The 18,657-nt window shown below is 60.3% G+C and carries 18 protein-coding genes and 1 pseudogene; 6 read left to right on the forward strand and 13 right to left on the reverse strand.

The window, feature by feature from the left end:
• Positions 1-166: 166 nt before the first annotated feature.
• The gene (locus CFter6_RS14280; RefSeq protein WP_061540501.1) at positions 167-1,072 is read left to right on the forward strand and encodes a LysR family transcriptional regulator; all 906 of its coding nucleotides are present in this window, start codon (positions 167-169) and stop codon (positions 1,070-1,072) included.
• Between the two features lie 326 nt (positions 1,073-1,398).
• Complete coding sequence (locus CFter6_RS14290) at positions 1,399-2,121, forward strand: TerC family protein (protein WP_417924770.1); 723 nt, start codon at positions 1,399-1,401, stop codon at positions 2,119-2,121.
• 62 nt (positions 2,122-2,183) lie between these two features.
• Here CFter6_RS14290 and fghA read toward each other — a convergent pair.
• The 4 genes and pseudogenes from fghA to alr all read right to left on the reverse strand — a co-directional run bounded on the left by fghA (position 2,184) and on the right by alr (position 6,779).
• Positions 2,184-3,034, reverse strand: a pseudogene (gene fghA, locus CFter6_RS14295) (S-formylglutathione hydrolase).
• Positions 3,031-4,137 carry an S-(hydroxymethyl)glutathione dehydrogenase/class III alcohol dehydrogenase gene (locus CFter6_RS14300; protein ID WP_061540504.1) on the reverse strand — a complete coding sequence of 369 codons (1,107 nt, stop codon included), beginning with the start codon at positions 4,135-4,137 and terminating at the stop codon, positions 3,031-3,033. Before CFter6_RS14300 ends, fghA begins: the two are co-directional and overlap by 4 nt.
• A 67-nt stretch (positions 4,138-4,204) precedes the next feature.
• Positions 4,205-5,575 carry a DNA repair protein RadA gene (gene radA / locus CFter6_RS14305; RefSeq protein WP_061540505.1) on the reverse strand — a complete coding sequence of 457 codons (1,371 nt, stop codon included), beginning with the start codon at positions 5,573-5,575 and terminating at the stop codon, positions 4,205-4,207.
• A gap of 127 nt (positions 5,576-5,702) precedes the next feature.
• Positions 5,703-6,779, reverse strand: coding sequence for an alanine racemase (alr, locus tag CFter6_RS14310; protein WP_061540506.1), 1,077 nt, complete (start codon positions 6,777-6,779; stop codon positions 5,703-5,705).
• 210 nt (positions 6,780-6,989) lie between these two features.
• On the opposite strand from alr, the gene lplT reads away from it, so the two are divergent.
• A complete protein-coding gene (gene lplT, locus CFter6_RS14315; RefSeq protein ID WP_061540507.1) occupies positions 6,990-8,252 on the forward strand; it encodes a lysophospholipid transporter LplT in 1,263 nt (420 codons plus the stop codon).
• 87 nt (positions 8,253-8,339) lie between these two features.
• On the opposite strand, the gene CFter6_RS14320 is transcribed toward lplT, so the two are convergent.
• The 5 genes from CFter6_RS14320 to tsaB form a co-directional block, all read right to left on the reverse strand.
• Positions 8,340-9,032: a hypothetical protein gene (locus CFter6_RS14320; protein WP_150118773.1), complete on the reverse strand. Its 693-nt coding sequence runs from the start codon at positions 9,030-9,032 to the stop codon at positions 8,340-8,342.
• Positions 9,033-9,293: 261 nt separating this feature from the next.
• On the reverse strand, positions 9,294-10,265 hold the full coding sequence (locus CFter6_RS14325; protein WP_061540509.1) for a DUF1853 family protein: 972 nt from the start codon (positions 10,263-10,265) through the stop codon (positions 9,294-9,296).
• Positions 10,246-11,169 (reverse strand): uracil-DNA glycosylase, encoded by a 924-nt coding sequence (locus tag CFter6_RS14330; protein WP_061540510.1) that lies wholly within the window; start codon positions 11,167-11,169, stop codon positions 10,246-10,248. The genes CFter6_RS14325 and CFter6_RS14330 overlap by 20 nt, the downstream gene beginning before the upstream one ends.
• Positions 11,166-11,648 (reverse strand): ribosomal protein S18-alanine N-acetyltransferase, encoded by a 483-nt coding sequence (rimI, locus tag CFter6_RS14335; protein WP_061540511.1) that lies wholly within the window; start codon positions 11,646-11,648, stop codon positions 11,166-11,168. Before rimI ends, CFter6_RS14330 begins: the two co-directional genes overlap by 4 nt.
• Positions 11,645-12,349, reverse strand: coding sequence for a tRNA (adenosine(37)-N6)-threonylcarbamoyltransferase complex dimerization subunit type 1 TsaB (tsaB, locus tag CFter6_RS14340; protein ID WP_061540512.1), 705 nt, complete (start codon positions 12,347-12,349; stop codon positions 11,645-11,647). Before tsaB ends, rimI begins: the two co-directional genes overlap by 4 nt.
• Before the next feature lie 122 nt (positions 12,350-12,471).
• Here tsaB and CFter6_RS14345 point away from each other — a divergent pair, with 122 nt between their 5' ends.
• Entirely contained in the window at positions 12,472-12,894 is a 423-nt protein-coding gene (locus tag CFter6_RS14345) for a thioredoxin family protein (protein WP_061540513.1), read from the forward strand.
• 109 nt (positions 12,895-13,003) lie between these two features.
• Here CFter6_RS14345 and CFter6_RS14350 read toward each other — a convergent pair whose 3' ends face one another.
• From CFter6_RS14350 to CFter6_RS14360, 3 genes are read right to left on the reverse strand one after another with little or no spacing between them, the layout of a single operon-like run.
• Positions 13,004-13,918: a LysR family transcriptional regulator gene (locus tag CFter6_RS14350; protein WP_061540514.1), complete on the reverse strand. Its 915-nt coding sequence runs from the start codon at positions 13,916-13,918 to the stop codon at positions 13,004-13,006.
• Between the two features lie 46 nt (positions 13,919-13,964).
• A complete protein-coding gene (locus CFter6_RS14355) occupies positions 13,965-14,315 on the reverse strand; it encodes a hypothetical protein (RefSeq protein WP_061540515.1) in 351 nt (116 codons plus the stop codon).
• Positions 14,316-14,342: 27 nt separating this feature from the next.
• The gene (locus tag CFter6_RS14360) at positions 14,343-15,080 is read right to left on the reverse strand and encodes an ABC transporter ATP-binding protein (protein ID WP_061540516.1); all 738 of its coding nucleotides are present in this window, start codon (positions 15,078-15,080) and stop codon (positions 14,343-14,345) included.
• On the opposite strand from CFter6_RS14360, the gene CFter6_RS14365 reads away from it, so the two are divergent.
• Both CFter6_RS14365 and CFter6_RS14370 read left to right on the forward strand, forming a co-directional pair.
• Positions 15,079-15,771, forward strand: a complete 693-nt coding sequence (locus CFter6_RS14365; RefSeq protein ID WP_061540517.1) for an arylesterase — start codon at positions 15,079-15,081, stop codon at positions 15,769-15,771. The genes CFter6_RS14360 and CFter6_RS14365 overlap by 2 nt on opposite strands.
• A gap of 125 nt (positions 15,772-15,896) precedes the next feature.
• Positions 15,897-16,652 carry a carbonic anhydrase gene (locus CFter6_RS14370; protein WP_061540518.1) on the forward strand — a complete coding sequence of 252 codons (756 nt, stop codon included), beginning with the start codon at positions 15,897-15,899 and terminating at the stop codon, positions 16,650-16,652.
• Positions 16,653-16,709: 57 nt separating this feature from the next.
• Here CFter6_RS14370 and CFter6_RS14375 read toward each other — a convergent pair whose 3' ends face one another.
• Positions 16,710-18,638: a SurA N-terminal domain-containing protein gene (locus CFter6_RS14375; RefSeq protein ID WP_061540519.1), complete on the reverse strand. Its 1,929-nt coding sequence runs from the start codon at positions 18,636-18,638 to the stop codon at positions 16,710-16,712.
• Between the last annotated feature and the right edge of the window lie 19 nt (positions 18,639-18,657).

An 18,657-nucleotide genomic window follows, 5' to 3' on the forward strand; every position in this document is an offset into this window, starting at 1 on the left:
ATGCCGGATATGTTAAATCCTGAATGGCATTATCTAATTTTTACGCTATATAGTATATTTAAACCAAATCATCATAGGTGAAACGATTTATCATTTGATCTATGCGTTTTAGTCACAAGTGAGCGCGTATTATAGCTCCCGCTTCCCACAAACCCGGTTCGGCGACATGGATCAATTCAAGCAGATTTCCACTTTTGTCGAAGTAGCCGCCAAAGGCAGCCTGTCCGCTGCCGCACGCGCCGAAGGGATAGCCCCGGCCATGATCGGGCGGCGCCTGGATGCGTTAGAGGAACGCCTCGGTGTGAAGCTTTTGCAACGCACCACCCGCAAGATCGCCCTGACCAACGAAGGCGAAGCCTTCCTGGAAGACTGCCAGCGCATCCTGTCCGACCTGGAAAACGCCGAATCGGCAGTGTCCGAGCGCAGCGCCCATGCCAGCGGCCACCTGCTGATTTCAGCGCCGGCCGGTTTCGGCCGGCAGCACGTGGCGCCGCTGATGCCCTCCTTCCTCACCGAGCACCGCGACGTCACCCTTACGCTCAACCTGAACGACCGCGTGGTCGACCTGATCGGCGAAGGCATAGACGTCGCCATCCGCATCGCCTCGCTGTCGGATTCGTCGCTGGTCGGCGCCAAGCTGGCCGACAACAAACGTATCGTGGTGGCCTCCCCCGCCTATATCAAGCGCCACGGCAAGCCACAGACCGTCGACGACCTGCAAAAACACAATTGCCTGGCGATCAGCAGCGAAGGCAGCCAGCGCGGCTGGAGCTTCCGCCAGCACGGCAAGATCGTCACTGTCAGGGTCGCCGGCAACATGGTCTGCAACGACGGCCAGGTGCTGCACGACTGGGCGCTGGCCGGCAAAGGCCTGGCCTGGCGTTCGATGTGGGAAGTCGGCAGCGAGATCGAATCCGGCAAGCTGGTGACCGTGCTGGACGAGTTCGCCGCCCCCGGCAACGATATCTACGCCGTCTTCGCACAGCGGCGCCATTTGCCCCTGCGGATCCGGGTATTTGTGGATTTTTTGCGACGGGCCTACGCCCAGCCGGATTATTGGCGCCAGGGTTAACGCTAAATTCTCGCAGTTTGAAAATAGTGGTTTATAATTATCGCCAGCTGCACGATTTCTTTTGTGCAACACCCTCTCAAAGGGGAGTAGCTCCTGAATATTGTCCTGGCTGATGCGTATCTTTTACCTGTCGCCGCAATGTTCTGCAAGGTAGTCGTCATCACGGTACAGGCACAACGCCTGCGCCCGGTTACCTTGGCAGCAACGCTGTTGAGCAAGACCTTTGTCAGCATGGATTCCATGCAGGCATTGTGTCGCGTTTACTTCTCGTCACTCCTGCTGTTATCCATGTTTTGAGGTTATTCGTTAACCCTGTTGGAGACTTTATGGATTTTTCTGGTTTACTTTCAATGCTGGGCATGGCCGACTGGAATGCCGGCGCCTTCTTCACGGCGCTGGCGGCGATCATCGTGATCGACCTGGTGCTGGCCGGCGACAACGCCATCGTGATCGCCATGGCGGCGCGCAGCCTGCCCGACCACCTGCGCCGCAAGGCCATCCTGTGGGGCACCGCCGGCGCCGTGGTGATGCGCGTGCTGATGACCATCGGCGTGGTCTGGCTGCTCAAGATACCAGGCCTGCTGCTGGTCGGCGGCGTGGCGCTGCTGTGGATCGCCTACCGCCTGCTGACGCAGTCGGATAGCGGCGAAGCACACGGCATCAAGGCCACCACCATGGCCGCCGCATTGAAAACCATCATCATCGCCGATACCGTCATGGGCATCGACAACGTGCTGGGCGTGGCCGGCGCCGCCAAGGGCAGTATGGCGCTGGTGATCATCGGCTTGCTGATCTCGGTGCCGATCATGGTCTGGGGCTCGACCCTGGCGCTGAAACTGATCGAACGCTTCCCGCTGACGATCTTCATCGGCGCTGCGATCCTGGTCTACACCGCGATGCACATGATCGTTACCGAACCGGTGCTGCGGCCGTTCTGGGACAGCTTGCCAGGTCTTAACTATGCAGCTTACGTGCTAGGCTTTGTGGTAGTGCTGGGCGGCGGCTGGCTGGTGTCCAGGCGGCGCGATAGCGCCAAGGTCACTCAGTAAAATCGAAGTTTTGAGATGTACAATGTAAAAATCCCGCCTGGGCCCAGGCGGGATTTTTTGTTTCAGGAATTTGCCGACAATATCCGCTGGTGAAAAGCCAGATGATCCTCGATCAAGGTCGAGATGAAATAATAGCCGTGGTCATAGTCCGCATGGCGGCGCAGCGTCAGGCGCTGCCCTGCTTGCGCGCAGGCAGCTTCAAACTGCGCCGGCAGCAGCTGCTCGGCCAGGAATTTATCGCCCAGGCCCTGGTCGATCAGGATCTCCTGCGGGAACGGCTGCGGCAAGCCCAGCATCAGCTCCGTCGCATCGTAGTCGCGCCAGCCTGCTTGGTCCGCGCCCAGATAATTGCCGAACGCCTTTTGCCCCACGGACACTGGCTGGGCGCCGCAATCGGCGCAAACGCCGACACCGAACGGAACACATCCGGATTACGCAATGCCAGCACCAGCGCGCCATGGCCGCCCATCGAGTGGCCAAAGATGCCGATCTTGCCGGCTTGCGCCGGAAATTCCTGGATCACGGTCTGCCGCAACTCGTGCAAGATATAGGAATACATCTTGAAATGCTGCGCCCACGGCGCTTGCGTCGCATCCAGGTAGAAGCCGGCGCCGTTGCCGAAATCCCAGCTGTCGGCGGCGCCGGCAATGCCGGTATCGCGCGGGCTGGTGTCCGGCGCCACCAGCATGATGCCGTGCTGCGCCGCATAGCGCTGCGCGCCGGCCTTGATCATGAAGGTTTCTTCAGTACAGGTCAGCCCGGCCAGGAAAAACAGCACTGGCACCGGCCCCAGCCTGGCTTGCGGCGGCTGGAATACGGAAAAGCGCATCGGCAAGCCGATTTCCTTCGAAGCATGGCGGTAGAAGCCCTGCGTGCCGCCGAAACAGGCATGCTCGCTGATGACTTCCATCAGTAGATCACCACCGAACGAATCGACTCGCCGCTCTTCATCAGGTCGAAACCTTCATTGATGCGTTCCAGCGGCAGGCGATGGGTGATCAAGTCATCGATATTCAGCTTGCCTTCCATGTACCAGTCGACGATCTTGGGGACGTCGGTGCGGCCGCGCGCGCCACCGAACGCCGAACCCTTCCAGACACGGCCGGTCACCAGCTGGAACGGCCGGGTGCTGATTTCCTGGCCGGCGGCGGCGACGCCGATCACGATCGACTGGCCCCAGCCCTTGTGGCAGCACTCCAGCGCCTGGCGCATGGTGGTGGTGTTGCCTATGCATTCGAAGCTGTAATCGGCGCCGCCATCGGTCAGGCCGATGATGGCGTCGACCACGTTCTCGACTTCCTTGGCGTTGATGAAATGCGTCATGCCGAACTTGCGCGCCATCGCTTCGCGCGCCGGATTGATGTCGACGCCGATGATCTTGTCGGCGCCGACCATGCGCGCCGCCTGGATCACGTTCAGGCCGATGCCGCCGAGGCCGAACACCACCACATTGGCGCCGGCTTCCACCTTGGCGGTGAACAGCACCGCGCCGACGCCGGTAGTGACGCCGCAGCCGATATAACAAACCTTGTCGAACGGCGCATCTTCGCGGATCTTGGCCAGGGCAATTTCCGGCACCACGATGTAGTTGGAGAAAGTCGAGGTACCCATGTAATGGAAGATCGGCTTGCCGTCGATAGAAAAACGGCTGGTGGCGTCCGGCATCAGGCCGCGGCCCTGGGTCGAGCGGATCGACTGGCACAGGTTGGTTTTCTGCGACAGGCAGAATTTGCACTGGCGGCATTCCGGCGTGTAGAGCGGAATCACGTGGTCGTTCTTTTTAAGGCTCTTGACGTCCGGCCCGACATCGACCACCACGCCGGCGCCTTCATGGCCCAGGATGGACGGGAAAATACCTTCCGGATCGGCGCCCGACAGCGTGTAGTAGTCGGTATGGCAGATGCCGGTAGCCTTGATCTCGACCAGCACTTCGCCGGCGCGCGGACCGCCCAGTTCAACTTCTTCGATAGTCAGCGGCTGGCCGGCTTTCCATGCAATGGCTGCTTTGGTTTTCATGTGGGACCTTTTACCAGAATGTATTTGAGAAGACAGGATTATTAGATATTTGCAGCGATCCTGCCATTTACTCGGCGTCGCGTATCTTGCTCAAAGCGTCATCGATGCGCTCGACGCCAATCACTTTCAGACCTTCGATCTCTTGCTTCGGCATGTTCGCCTTGGGAATCATGGCAATCGAAAATCCCAGCTTGGCGGCTTCGCGCAAGCGCTCCTGGCCACGCGGCGCCGGCCGGATCTCGCCTGCCAGGCCAACCTCGCCGAACACCACCAGCCCGCGCGGCAGCGGCCGGTTGCGCATGGACGAATTGATCGCCAGCAGCACCGCCAGATCGGCCGCCGGTTCGGTGATCTTGACGCCGCCGACGGCGTTGATGAACACGTCCTGGTCGAAGGCGGCAATGCCGGCATGGCGATGCAGCACCGCCAGCAGCATCGCCAGGCGGTTCTGCTCCAGCCCGACCGACAGCCGGCGCGCATTCGGCACATGCGAAGCATCGACCAGGGCCTGGATCTCGACCAGCAGCGGCCGCGTGCCTTCCTGCGTCACCATCACGCAGGAACCGGGCACGTGGTTGTCGTGCTGCGACAGGAACAGCGCCGAAGGATTCGAGACGCCCTTCAATCCCTTTTCCGTCATGGCGAATACGCCCAGCTCGTTGACCGCACCGAAGCGGTTCTTGAATGCGCGCACCAGGCGGAAGCTGGAATGGGTATCTCCCTCGAAATACAAGACCGTATCGACGATGTGCTCCAGCACGCGCGGCCCTGCCAGCGCGCCTTCCTTGGTGACGTGGCCGACCATGATGATGGTGATGCCCGACTGCTTGGCGACTCGCGTCAGCTGCGCCGCGCATTCGCGCACCTGGGCCACCGAACCCGGCGCCGAACTGAGCGCATCCGAATAGACGGTCTGGATCGAGTCGATGACCGCCACTTCGGGTTTATGCTCAACCAGGGTGTTGAGGATTTTCTCCAGCTGGATTTCAGCCTGCAGCTTGAGATCCTTGGCGTCCACCGCCAGCCGTTTGGCGCGCAGGGCGATTTGCGCGCCGGATTCTTCACCGCTGACATACAGCACTTTTTTCAGCTTCGACAAGTTCGCCAACGCCTGCAGCAGCAAGGTCGATTTGCCGATGCCGGGATCGCCGCCGATAAGCACTACGCCGCCGGCCACCAGGCCGCCGCCCAGCACCCGGTCGAACTCCTCGATGCCGGTGCCGAAGCGCGGCACGTCGATTGCTTCGATATCGGCCAGGGTCATCACCGGCGCGGTCTGCGCCAGGCCCTGGTGCTGGTTTGAAAAACGGTTGCCGACCGCCTCCACGATGGTTTCCACCAGCGTGTTCCATTGCCCGCACGCCGGGCACTGGCCGGTCCATTTGTTGGCGACGCCGCCGCATTCGGTGCAGGTGTAATTGGTTTTAGCTTTGGCCATTCGGTTCTACCGCCATATGATTGATACTATCTAAAATCCTGACAAATCTTACTTTTCCATCGCTATCGTAGGGTCGGCACTCTGTGCCCACCCTACCGTCGATATCGGCGCACAGGCCACGGCGCCGTCACAACTCCACGACTTTAACCCGGGCAGCCAAAGCGCACATCAGTTCATATCCTATGGTGCCGGCCGCATGCGCTACCTCGTCGATAGGCAAGCCGTTGCCCCACAAAGTCACCGCGCTGCCTACCCCGGCGCCGGGCACATTCGTGAGGTCGACCGAGAACATGTCCATCGACACCCGGCCGACGGTGGCGGTGCGCACGCCGTCGACCAGCACCGGCGTGCCGTTCGGCGCATGGCGCGGATAACCGTCGGCATAACCGCAAGCGACCGCGCCTATGAGCATGGGTGCGGAAGCGACAAAACGGCTGCCGTAACCGATGGCGTCGCCGGCTCCTATGCGCTGCACGCCGATGATCTTGCTGCTGAGCGTCATCGCCGGCTTCAGGCCGAACTGTTCGGCGCTGGCGCCGCCGGGAGTTGCGCCATACAGCATGATGCCGGGCCGCACCCAGTCCGATTTCAGCTCCGGATGCATCAGGTCCGCGGCGGAGTTGGCGATGCTGCGTTCTCCGTTCAGTCCTGAGACGCCTTGTTCGAACTGCTGCACCTGCTGCTGCAGCGGCAAGCCCGGATTCAAGGGATCGTCGGCATTGGCGAAATGGGTCATGAGCGTGATATTGCGCACCGCGGGAATTGCCTGCAAGCGCTGGTAGGCGGCGCGATAGGCTTCCGGCTTGAAACCGAGCCGGTTCATGCCGCTGTTCATTTTCAGGTGAACATCCAGTGGCCCCTTCAGCGCGGCCTGCTCCAGCCAGGCGATCTGTTCGCTGCAATGCACGGCGAAGTCGAGCCTGGCACGCACCACGGTTTCCAGGTCCGCTGCATCAAAAATGCCTTCCAGCAGCAGGATCGGCTTGTGCCATCCCAGCTCGCGCAGGCGCAGCGCATTGTCCGGCTCGATCAGCGCCAGCCCGTCCGCCTCTGCAAAACCGCGTATGCCGCGCTCCAGGCCATGGCCATAGGCGTTGGCCTTGACCACCGCCCAGATTTTCGCGGCGGGCGCATGCGATTTGGCAATACGCAGGTTGTGATGCAGTGCGGAAATGTCTATGGTGGCGACTAGGGGTCTGGGCATGAATGTGCAGGGTTTGTGAAGATTCGTCGTGAAGATTCGTAGAGCTGCCTATTTTACCGGATGCACCGGCAAGGAAGGATTTGCAATCCCCGTAACTCAACTAAAATTCTGCTGAACGTTTTCTCTTTTGCATGTCTCATAATCACGAATCGGTCATATTTTCATGGTATAAAGCAGGCCGGGGACACATTGTTACATTCTGGGATGCGGATGAATCGCGGTTTTTACACCATCATGGCAGCGCAGTTTTTTTCTTCGCTGGCCGACAACGCCCTGCTCATAGCGGCAATCGCCTTACTGGCGGAAATGTCCTCGCCGGGCTGGATGACGCCGCTGCTGAAACTGTTTTTTGTCCTGTCTTACGTGCTGTTGGCAGCTTTTGTCGGCGCTTTCGCCGATTCTCTGCCCAAGGGCCGGGTCATGTTCATCACCAACATGATCAAGATCGCCGGCTGCCTGATGATGTTCGCCGACGTCCATCCGCTGATCGCCTATGGCGTGGTCGGCTTCGGCGCGGCGGCCTATTCGCCGGCCAAATACGGCATCCTCACCGAATTGTTGCCGGCGGAAAAACTGGTCGCCGCCAACGGCTGGATCGAAGGCCTGACCATGGCTTCCATCATCCTCGGCACAGTCCTCGGCGGCGCCCTGGTCAGTCCCCATGTCGTCTCCATCTTGCTGCAGTGGCACATACCCATTTTCGACTGGCACCTGAACACGCCCACCCATGCGGCGCTGATGGTAATCGGCTGTTTATACATCATTGCCACCATCTTCAACCTCAAGATCCCTGACACCGGCGTCCGCTATCCGCACCAGCAACGCAGGCCAAGCAAGCTGATCGTCGATTTCGCCAACTGCAACGCGATCCTGTGGAAAGACAAGCTGGGGCAGATTTCCCTGGCCGTCACCACCCTGTTCTGGGGCGCCGGCGCCACCTTGCAGTTCATCGTATTAAAATGGGCGGAAAAGTCGCTGGGCATGCCGCTCGACAAGGCCGCCATCCTGCAAGGCGTGGTGGCATTCGGCGTGGCCATCGGCGCCGGCGCCGCGGCGCGCATGATCCCGCTGAAAAAATCGCTGACGGTAATGCCCATGGGCATCGTGATGGGCCTGGTAGTGATGGCCATGACCGTGGTGCATTCGGTGTGGGTGGCCTACCCCTTGCTGATCATTATCGGCGCGCTGTCAGGTTATTTCGTGGTGCCGATGAACGCGCTGCTGCAGCATCGCGGTCACGTGCTGATGAGCGCCGGCCACTCGATCGCGGTGCAGAATTTCAATGAAAACCTGTCGGTGCTGACCATGCTGGTGCTGTATGCGCTGATGATCAAGATCAACCTGGACGTGAATATCGTTATCCTGCTGTTCGGCTCGTTTGTCGCCTGCATCATGTTTCTCATCATGCGCACACATGCGGCCAACCAGCGTGAGCATGATTCGCTGGCCTTGATTGGCGAAGCCAAGCATTAGCCGGATAACGCAAACCGAACAATAGAAAAGCGGGGAAACCCGCTTTTTTATTGTCCGGCCGGATTCGATCCAATGCCGGCAGGTTGCTTAAAACTCTTTTTGTACAGTCAACGAAGCGGCGATCGAATTCCAGGTACCGACATAGTTGCTGCGTTTGCCGAAATGGGTTCCGCTCAGGCCCGGAGTAATGTTCCAGCCTTTGATCGGCGTGTAGCGCAGCTGTGCCCCGCCGGCTATCGAGTTATAGCTGGAAAAACCCTGGTACTCCTCAAAACGGCTGGCGCGGACAAATGGAACGAACGTGATTTGCTGCGACGCCTGCCACATCAGGTAGGCGCCCAATCCGGCGCTGTCAGGGCCGCCCTGCACTTTTTCAACATCGAGTGAAAAAGCTGCCTTGATGGCCGGGGTGAATGCGTGCAGGTAGCTTGCTTCCGCATTGATAAATCCGGATGAACCGCTGTGATGCAGGACAGATGCCCGGAGCAGCACTTCATTGTTGCCGTCGACGCTTTTGAAAGCGCGATATTTCACGCCGAAAGTTGCATCGGTGAAGCCCTTGTCGCCGTCAAAGCCTTCGGAACCCTGCATGCCGCCATACGAATAATGCGATTCGGCATGGTCGCGCAGGACATATGGCAGGATCGTAAACAATTCGACACCGTAGCCCAGGCCGACATTTCCGGCAACGGCTGCGTGGCTTTCATAATTACGCTGTTCCCCCGAGAATCCCGGGGCATAGGGACTGCCATAGGACGAGTTGCTACGGCTCCCTGACAAGCTGCCATCCAGGGCAAACTGCCCTTGGTCCCGAACAGTGAAACGAGAGATGATGTCATCCGCCTGAACGGCAGGCGAAAAAAAAGCACCGATCAGTGCTGAGGTGATTACGGCTAATTTACGCATTTATTCCCTTGATATTGCTGTTATGTTTTTTAAATTACGCTATTACAAACATATTATGCGGGGAATAATATTGATTGAGAAGAAATTCTTAGCCGAAAGAAATTTACTCTTGGTGCATTGAATACGACAAATCCCCTAGCGGCTCAGGCCACGCCGGGCGGCGGCACGCTCTGGCCAGTCGTCAGGCACCACAAAGCCTCTATCGGTTTCCAGGCCGTAGCCGTTTTCTGGCCGCAGAGAGACCAGCAGCACCGGCGAAATATCGCCGGCAAAATGCTGCGACAACGCCAGGCGCATTTGCGCCGGGCTTAGCGCATCGGCAAGCGCCACCTTGGCCGGCGCCAGCCAGCGCTGGCGAGGCAAGAGATAGCATGCTGCCGTTTCATCCAGCGCCAAGTCGGACACGGCGCACCAGTAGCCGCGGCAAGCGTTTGCCGAAACGCCGGGCACGGAAGCCGGATGTTGCTGATCCTGATAAAACAGCCAGCCCTTCATCAGCACCTGCGCCGAAACCACCGCTTCGTTCAGGTGCGCCTGGGACGCCGGATGCCGCGACAAGGCCAGCTGATGCTGCAAAAGTTTTTGCATTTTCGAACCCAGAGAATCCGCCATGTCGCGGCCGATAAAATCATCCGCCTGCAAGCTGCCGCCGCTGGTTTCCAGCAAATAAAACTTGCTCGCGAATTCCCAGTGGACCAGGCCGCCGTTAAGCCGCAGCAGGAAATCGAATTCGCCTATCGTGTCGTTCTTGCTGGCCCGCACCTGCACACTGTGCGCCACCAGCATCTGGTGCTGTTCGAAATAGAACGCCAGCAGTTTCTCCGCATACAGGCCGAGGCGGGTCGACGGCAGGCTGTCGATATAGCGGTGCAAGGCTTGCAGTTTTTCCGGCGTCTGCGCCACTTCAGCCAGCCACGCCGCCAGGTCGGCATCGGCGTAGCTGGCAATCTTGCCCTGCCACTGCGCGGCCAGGGGATCGAGCAGGTCGGGCGCATCCAGCAGCCAGGCCAGGGCCCTGAGGTGGGGATCGGTCAGGTGATTCCAGCGCTGGTGAAACTGTTGCTGGCAGGTCTGCTCAGCAGCAGGGTCATTCGCCGGCGTTGGCATAGGTGCTCATGGCCAGGCACAGGTCGCTCCAGACCTTGCCTTTATCGCCCAGCTGGCGCAGCAGGTAAGCCGGATGATAGGTCACTACCAGCGGGCGGTCGGCGTAGCGATGCACGGTGCCGCGCAGCTTCGATACCGGCGCCGCCGGATCCAGCCCGAGCAGGGACAGGGCTGCGGTCTTGCCCAGCGCAACCAGGATGGTGGGCTGTATCAGCTCGATCTGGCGCTGCAGATACGGCAAACAAGCCGCCACTTCATCTGCCGCCGGCGGACGGTCGCGGCCGGTGCCGTCGGTGGGCCGGCATTTGACGATATTCGCGATGTAGGCGTTATCGCCGCGCTTCAAGCCCATCGCCAGCAGGATATTGTCGAGCAGCTTGCCGGCCGGGCCGACGAACGGTTCGCCCTGGATATCCTCGTTGCGTCCAGGGCCCTCGCCGATGAACAGCCATTTTGCCTTGCTGTCGCCGACGCCGAACACGGTATTCTTGCGGCCGTGGCAAAGCCCGCAAGCCGTGCAGCCGGCCACGGCCGCCTGCAATTGCGTCCAGTCCATGGCGGCGGGGGAATGCACTGCATGGATGGCTGCCAGCGGCGTGGATATGGGCTCGTCGCCGCCCCAGGCCGAGATCTCGACCTCGACCTCGACCTCGACCTCGACCTCGACCTCGACCTCGACCTCGACCTCGACCTCGACCTCGACCTCGACCTCGACCTCGTCCTGCACTGCATGCGCCGCCGGTTCGAGCTGTTGCCCGTGCAGCGCCGCTGCGGGAATTTCCGCTGCCGGCGCCATGTCGGCTTCGATCGGTTCTGCGCTGGCCAAGCCGCCATCGCGTCGCAGCCACAGCGGGCCGAGGCCAATCTCGTCGAGGAAAACGCTGCGCCTGGTGATCTCGCTCATAAAGGCAGCCTCATCACGATGGCTTCTTCGCGCTTGTCGCCTGCCGCCGGATAATAATCGCGGCGGCGGCCGATCTCGACGAAACCATAACGCTGGTAAATCGCAATCGCGCGCGTATTCGACGGCCGCACTTCCAGCAACACCGATTGCATCTGCAGCCGGCGCGCCAGGCTGCATACCTGATCGAGCAGCAGCTTGCCGATGCCTTGCCGCTGCACGTCGTCGCGCACGCTGATATTCAGCAGATGCGCTTCGTCCAGCGCCTGCATCATGAAAAAATAGCCGAGCAGGACCTGCTCGGCATCGCGCAATACCCAGCACTGATAACCACTCTGGATCGAATCGACAAAATTGCCATGGGTCCAGGGATGCGAGTACACGGCCTTTTCGATCGCCACCACTTCGTCCAGGTCTTCAATGCGCATGGCGGCAAACATAAACGGCCGCAGGCCGGGCCTCGATTGTGCGTTGGCGTTCATGGGTTCACCTTGGCGGCGCGTTCGGCGGTGGTGAGCGCCACCTTGTTACGCAAATACAAAGGCTGTGCTTCCACCGCGCTCAAGCCGCCGCCCTGGGCCAGCGCTATGCTGCCCAGTTGGGCGACCTGGCGCGCATTCGGCATCACCGCCGGCAAACCTTCGGCGGCGCACGGGGCCGCGGCAAACGCTTCTGGATATGCCGCCAGGCCATTGCCGCAGGCTTGCAGCACGCCGCTCTGCACCGGCAAAGGCGTCACCTGCGACGGCGCCGACAAGACCGGCTCGACCATCACCTGCCAGGCATTGCCGGCGAAGCGATATTGGGCCCAGTAGACCTCGCCCATGCGCGCGTCCAGCACCGCCAGCACTTCGCCGGCGCCGTTCAGGTCGCGGCAGGCCTGGGCCATGGCGGCCAGCGTCACCACCGGCAGCACCGGCAGGTCGGCGCCGAACGCCAGCCCCTGCACGATACCGCAGGCGGTACGCACGCCGGTGAAGGAGCCGGGGCCGACGCCGAAGGCCAGCGCGTCGCACTGGGCCAGGCTGATCCCGGCCTCGGCCAGCAAGTCTTGCACCATCGGCAGGATGGCAAGCGAATGGGTCTGGACGCCCGCCGATTCGCGGGTAATCACGCGGCCGTCGCGCAGCAATGCGGCGGAGGCCACTTCGGTAGATGTTTCAATGGCAAGAATGGTCTGCATGGGCAGTATTTTACCGCGCTCTGCGCGATTGAACGCGCCAATCCGACCGCAACCGCCCCGGGGAATTCCGAAACCACGGGTATTCAAGCGGAATCCGGCGCACTCACTGTAAAATATCGCGAATGCTGATCCTCACTCTCGATAACGACAACCACCAGGAACTTGCCGCCACCCTGTCCGACGACGGCTGGGTAGTTGCCTGCCTGTGCGCCGCCTGGTGCGGCAGCTGCCGGGAGTATTTCGCGAATTTCACGGCGCTGGCGCAACGTCATCCGCAGCTGCAATTCGTCTGGATCGACATCGAAGACCAGGCAGAGCTGATCGGCGACCTGGACGTCGACAATTTCCCCACCTTGCTGATACAGCGCGGCGACGTGGTGGCGTTCCTGGGCCCGGTTGAAATGGACTTGCGCCTGGCTGAAAGAATCCTGCTGGCGCAAATGGACAAGAGCCTGCCCGAACTGCAGGCCGAAGCCTTGAGCAGCGCGGAGCGCCGCCATTGGCAGCTGGAAGCCAATTTACTGCGGCGCCTGGCGGACACCTAATTGGCTCCGTTGCCTTTTTAATGTTTTTATCTGATCAGTTGGGGACAGAGTCGCACGGATAGTGTAATTCGCCGCGCTACGGCGGCTCCTAAACTCTGTCCCGCAATCATTAAGACGCCAGCCACGGGTCGCAATCCGGATGCGGAAACTGCGCCATCATGAAATCGACAAAACTGCGCACCTTGGCCGACAGCAGGCGCCGGCTCGGATAGACCAGGCGCACCGCCACCTTGTTGATCTGGTGGTCGGGCAGCACCCGCACTACACGCCCCGCGACCATGTCGTCGCCCAGTGTATACGAGGTGCGCATGGCGATGCCCATCCCCGCCAGCAAGCATTGGCGCAGCAAATCGGTATTGTTCGACATCACTTTGCTGGTGATCGGAATGATCGAGGCGCCCTCGGCCGACTGGAAAGTCCAGTGGTGGCGCAAATGCTCCATCGAAAAATTCAGGCAGGAATGCTGGGCCAGCTCCTCGGGCGTGCGCGGCACGCCATGCTCGGCGATATAGGCCGGCGAGGCGCACAGCAAAACTTCCGCGATGCCCAGCTGGCGCGCCACCATGCTGGCGTCGAATTTCTGGTTGACTGAAAAAATGCCGAGGTCGAAACCTTCTTCAATCAGGTCGACAGTGCGGTCCGACAGGGTCACGTCCAGCCGCACATCGGGATACTGTTTCGAATATAGCGGCAGCAGGCGCGCCAGCTGGGTCTGGCCGAAACCGATCTGCGAATAGATGTGCAAGGTGCCCGCAGGTTTGGTCGACAGTACAGAAGCCGCGGCTTCCGCCTCATCGATTTCATCCAGAATCTGGCGCACCCGCTCGAGGTAGGCCTGGCCCGGCTCGGTCAACGCCATGCGGCGCGTCGAACGATGCAGCAGGCGGATCCCAAGATGGTTTTCCAGGTCGGCCACCAGCCGCGTGACCACCGCATTCGACATGTCCAGCACCTGGGCCGCGGCGACAAAACTGCCCTGCTCCACTACCTTCGCAAATACCCGCATTGACTGCAAGCGATCCATATTATTCTTTCGTCCTATCTTATGCGCTGCCGCTTCACTGGCTTATTCATTTGTTCAACAAAGCCGCGAAAGCGATCACCAGGGCCAGCGCGCCGAGACCCAGCGCCAATCCGCACAACAGGCTGGCGCGCCGCAATCTTGCATCGGCTTGCTGGGCCGCCTGCCGCATCTCCTGTTCGAGCAAAGGCAGCGCCGCCTTGAGCTGCTCGGCGAGCGCCTTGATGTCGCCGAGATTCTGCAGCGACGCCGCCTGCAGCTCGCTCACCTGCTGCTGCAAGATCTGCAGCTGGCTCTCTTCCGTATTGCCTTTGCGCCGGGTGAACACCGGCGCCGCAACGGAAATGATATCGCTGATATACGGCAGCACTGCTTTTGTTACTGACAACCATGTCGACATGCACTACCCTCCGGATTCTTTTCTCGACTATTGAAATATCTGTGCATCCGCAGCCGTGGCATCGCCCGGGCGCAACAGGCGGCCGGCGGCGATCGTAATGGTCTGGCGGCACTGCATGGCGATCGAGGTATCGTGTGTCACCAGCACCAGGGTCGAGCCGCGCTCCTGGTTGAGGTCGAACATCAGCTGGATAACCGCATCGCCGGTAGCCGCATCGAGGCTGCCGGTAGGCTCGTCGGCGAACAATAGCGGCGGTTCGGTCACGAAAGCGCGCGCCAAGGCTACCCGCTGCTGCTCGCCGCCGGACAGGTATTTCGGATAATGCTGCAAACGCGTCGCCAGGCCGACCCGCTCCAGCTTGGCTTGCGCCTTCTCTTTCGCGTCTTTGTCGCCGCGCAGCTCGAGCGGCAGCATGACGTTTTCCAGTGCGCTCAAATGGCTCAGCAATTGGAAAGACTGGAATACGAAACCGAGCTTTTCCTTGCGCAAGCCGGCCCGGCCGTCTTCATCCAGGGCAAAGATATCGCTGCCGTCAATATGCACGGTGCCTGAAGACGGCGTGTCGAGGCCGGCCAGCAAGCCGAGCAAGGTCGACTTGCCGGAACCGGAAGCGCCGACAATCGCCAGCGTAGTGCCGCCCTGGACGTTAAAATTGATATCATCAAGAATTACCAGCTCGCCGCTGGCGTCGGCAACGCGCTTGGTCAAGCGCTGGACGTCTATGGCCGGGGCCGTTGCAGGATTAACAGAAGAGGACTGATGCATGCAGATTATCGACTCCGGGTTGGGGAATGGTTTTCAGAACGTGACCGAGGGCTGGCGCCGTAAAATCGCCCGCCTCTTGCGGCAGGCCATCCTGCTGCTTGGCCTGCTCGGCCTAGTATGGACGAACAATGCCTATTCTGCATCAAAATCGATACTGGTGTTAGGCGACAGCCTTTCCGCGGAATACGGGCTGGCGCGCGGCAGCGGCTGGGTTTCCTTGCTGCAGCAGCGCCTGAAGGCGGAAAACCTTGGCGGCAACGTCGTCAACGCCAGCATCAGCGGCGAAACCAGCAGCGGCGGCAAAACGCGCCTGCCGGCCTTGCTGCAGCAGCGGCCGGATATCGTCATCATCGAACTGGGCGCCAACGATGCCTTGCGCGGCCTGCAATTGAACGCCACCGAAAGCAACCTGCGGGCAATGATCAGCGCCGCCCAGCAAGCGAAAGCAAAGGTCCTGCTGGTGGGCATGCGGATCCCGCCCAACTATGGCCGCGATTACACCGAAAAATTCTTTGCCCTGTATGCGACGCTGGCCAAGCAGGCCAAGGTGCCGCTGGTTCCCTTCCTGCTGGAGGGCGTCGCCGACAAGCCGGAAATGTTCCAGGCGGACCGCATGCATCCAGTGGCGCAGGCGCATCCGATCATGCTGAACAATGTCTGGCCGGGATTGAAACCGCTGTTGGCCAAATAGCTTTTCCGGAAAAGCCGCCGCTTCACGCGGGATTTTTCCTACATATTTACGGGATGTCTTTTCTTAGAATGCGCTTGTCGCGATCCGGCCCGAACGCCGGCGCCAACTACTCTTTAGAGGCAGCCATGAAAAGACATCTTAAATCCGCACTGACCGGCGCCCTGCTGGCAAGCGCGGCAGCATCGGCATTTTCGTCGGAAACCACCGTGCACTGGTCTTACCAGGGAAAAACCGACCCTACCCATTGGGCCGAGGGCATGCCGGAAAATGCAGCTTGCCGCTCGGGCCGGCAGCAATCGCCGATCGCCCTGTCCGAAACCAGCGCCAAGCGCGTCGCCAGCAAGGACTTCACTATCGACTACGAGCCGGGAAGCGTGGCCCTGCTCAACAACGGCCATACCATCCAAGCCAACGTTGACGACGCCAACGATACCGTCAATTACAAAGGCGAGGCATACAAGCTCGACCAGTTTCATTTCCATACTCCCAGCGAACATACCCTCGATGGCAAGTCTTATCCGATGGAGCTGCATCTGGTGAACAAGGGCAGCAACGGAAAAATCACCGTGGTCGGCATTTTCATCAAGGAAGGCAAGGAAAATCCGGCACTGCAACCGGTTTTTGCCGACTTGCCTGCCACGCAGACTTCAAGCGGACGGCACGCGCAGGTCGACATCGCCGCGCTGCTTCCGAGCGACAAAAAAGCCCTGGTCTATTCCGGCTCCCTGACCACGCCGCCCTGTTCCGAGCTGGTCAACTGGATCGTGCTGGAACAGCCGGTTGAAATGTCCCGGCAACAAATCTCGGCATTCAAGGCGATCTTCCGCGACAATCACCGCCCCTTGCAGAAACTGAATCATCGCGAAGTCGGCGAGGAGTAGAAAAAAAGCCCACCCGGCTTGCGCTGGATGGGCTTTTTTTGAATCGACTAGCCTGGATCAGTTCTGCTTGCCGCCGTCGTCAACCGGCGCAGTCGTCACCGGCTTCAGGATCTTGACCTTGGCTTTCTCTTTCAGCACATCCACATAAGCCAGCATTTCCTGCTGTGCCAGGACACCGGTGATCTGCTGCTGTTCGGCAGTGCGCCGCGCCTGGTCCTGCGCCGCCGGCTGGCCGACCTTGGCGATCCGGTACAGGCCGTAGCCCTGCTGCGGCAACACCACGCCGACATAAGCAGGCAGCTTGTTGACATTGGCCTTCATCACCGCCTCGAACCCGGCAGGATTGATGCCCTGGTTCTTGACCCGCGACACGGTCTGGCTTGCGCCGAAACCGCTGGCGCTGTCTTGCGCGCGCAATGCCGCCAACTTTTCTTCGCCGGCTTTCTTGGCCAGCGCAGCTTCTTCCGTACGGGTGACCTTGTCGGTGATGATTGCCTTGACCTCTTCAAACGAACGCTTGGTCACCGGCTTGTATTCGGTGACATGGCCGGCGATAAACGTGTTCGGCGCGATCTCGACCGCTTCGGTGTTGTGCTTGTTCTTCAGCGATTCGTCCGAATACAGCGCGGCCAGGAATTTCTGGTTGTTGTATGGCGCGGCGGCTGCGGCAGGATTCGGCTGGCGGCCGAGGTTGGCGGCCGACTGGATCTGCAGGTGCATCTTGTCGGCAACCGGCTTCAGGCTGTCGGCCTGTTCATACACCGTGTTGCTGAAAGCTTCCGCCAGTTCCGTGAATTTGCGCGCTGCCAGCTGCTTCTTGATCTCGACGCCGATATCCGCCTTGACTTCGTCCAGCGGCTTGACCACCGCTGGCTTGATGCCGGTCAGTTCGATGATGTGATAACCGAAATCGGATTGCACCAGGTCGCTGATCTCGCCCTGTTTCAGCTTGTTGGCCGCATCTTCGAAAGGCTTGACCATGCTGCCTGCGCCGAAATAACCGAGATCCCCGCCCAGTTCACCGGAAGCGGTATCCTGCGAATTCGCCTTGGCGATTTTCGCAAAATCGGCCGGCGTCTTGCGCACTTGGGCCAGCAGGCCTTCCGCCTTGGCCTTGGCCGCAGCTTGCTCGGCAGCCGGCGCATCTTTTTTCACAGCGATCAGGATGTGGCTGGCGCGGCGTTCTTCCGGCACCGTATAGCGGGCGACATTCTGGTCGTAATAGGATTTGATGTCGGCGTCGCTGACCGTCACCTGGGCGGCAACCGCAGCGCTGTCGAGCAGCACATAGTCGGCCTTGATCTGTTCAGGGATTTCGAATTCCTTGGCGTTCTTGACGTAATATTCCTGCAGCATGGCGTCGGTGACCTTGACTTGCGCGGCATAGTCGGCAGTCTTGAACAGCAGTTCCTGCACGTCGCGTTCCTGGTCGTTGATGTCAGACAAGCGCATGGCCACTGTTTTAGGCGTAAACGCCGTGGTCTGCACCGCGCCGTTCAACTGCTGCATTGCCATATCCTGGCGCAGGCGCGCCTCGTACATGGTGGGCGTCATGCCCTGCGCCGCCAGCAAGGCCTTGTAGCGTTCGTTGTCGAACTTGCCGTCGGCGCCGTGCAATTCCGGCACGCCCATGATGGCTTGCTGCAAACTCTGGTCGGATACCGACAGATGTTCGGTGCCGACCGCGGCAACCAGCACGCGCTGCGCGATCAGGTTATCCAGCACGCCTTGCTTGGCTTGCGGCGTTTCGACCATCTTCGGGTCGAACCGGTCGCCGAACGCCTGGCGCATGCGGTCCATCTGCTGGCGCAAGGCGGCATCCCATTCCTGCTGGGTAATCGGCTGGCCGGCGACTTTCGCCACCGTGTTGGCGCCGTCGCCAAAGCTGCTATAGCTCTGCAGCCCGACCAGTGCAAACGAAGGGATGATCAAGAGCAGCAACAAGAACTGCATCAAGCGCTGATGGGTACGGACAAATTCAAACATGGTCGGCCAATCAAGATCA

The sequence above is a fragment of the Collimonas fungivorans genome (assembly GCF_001584145.1).
Taxonomy (GTDB): domain Bacteria; phylum Pseudomonadota; class Gammaproteobacteria; order Burkholderiales; family Burkholderiaceae_D; genus Collimonas; species Collimonas fungivorans.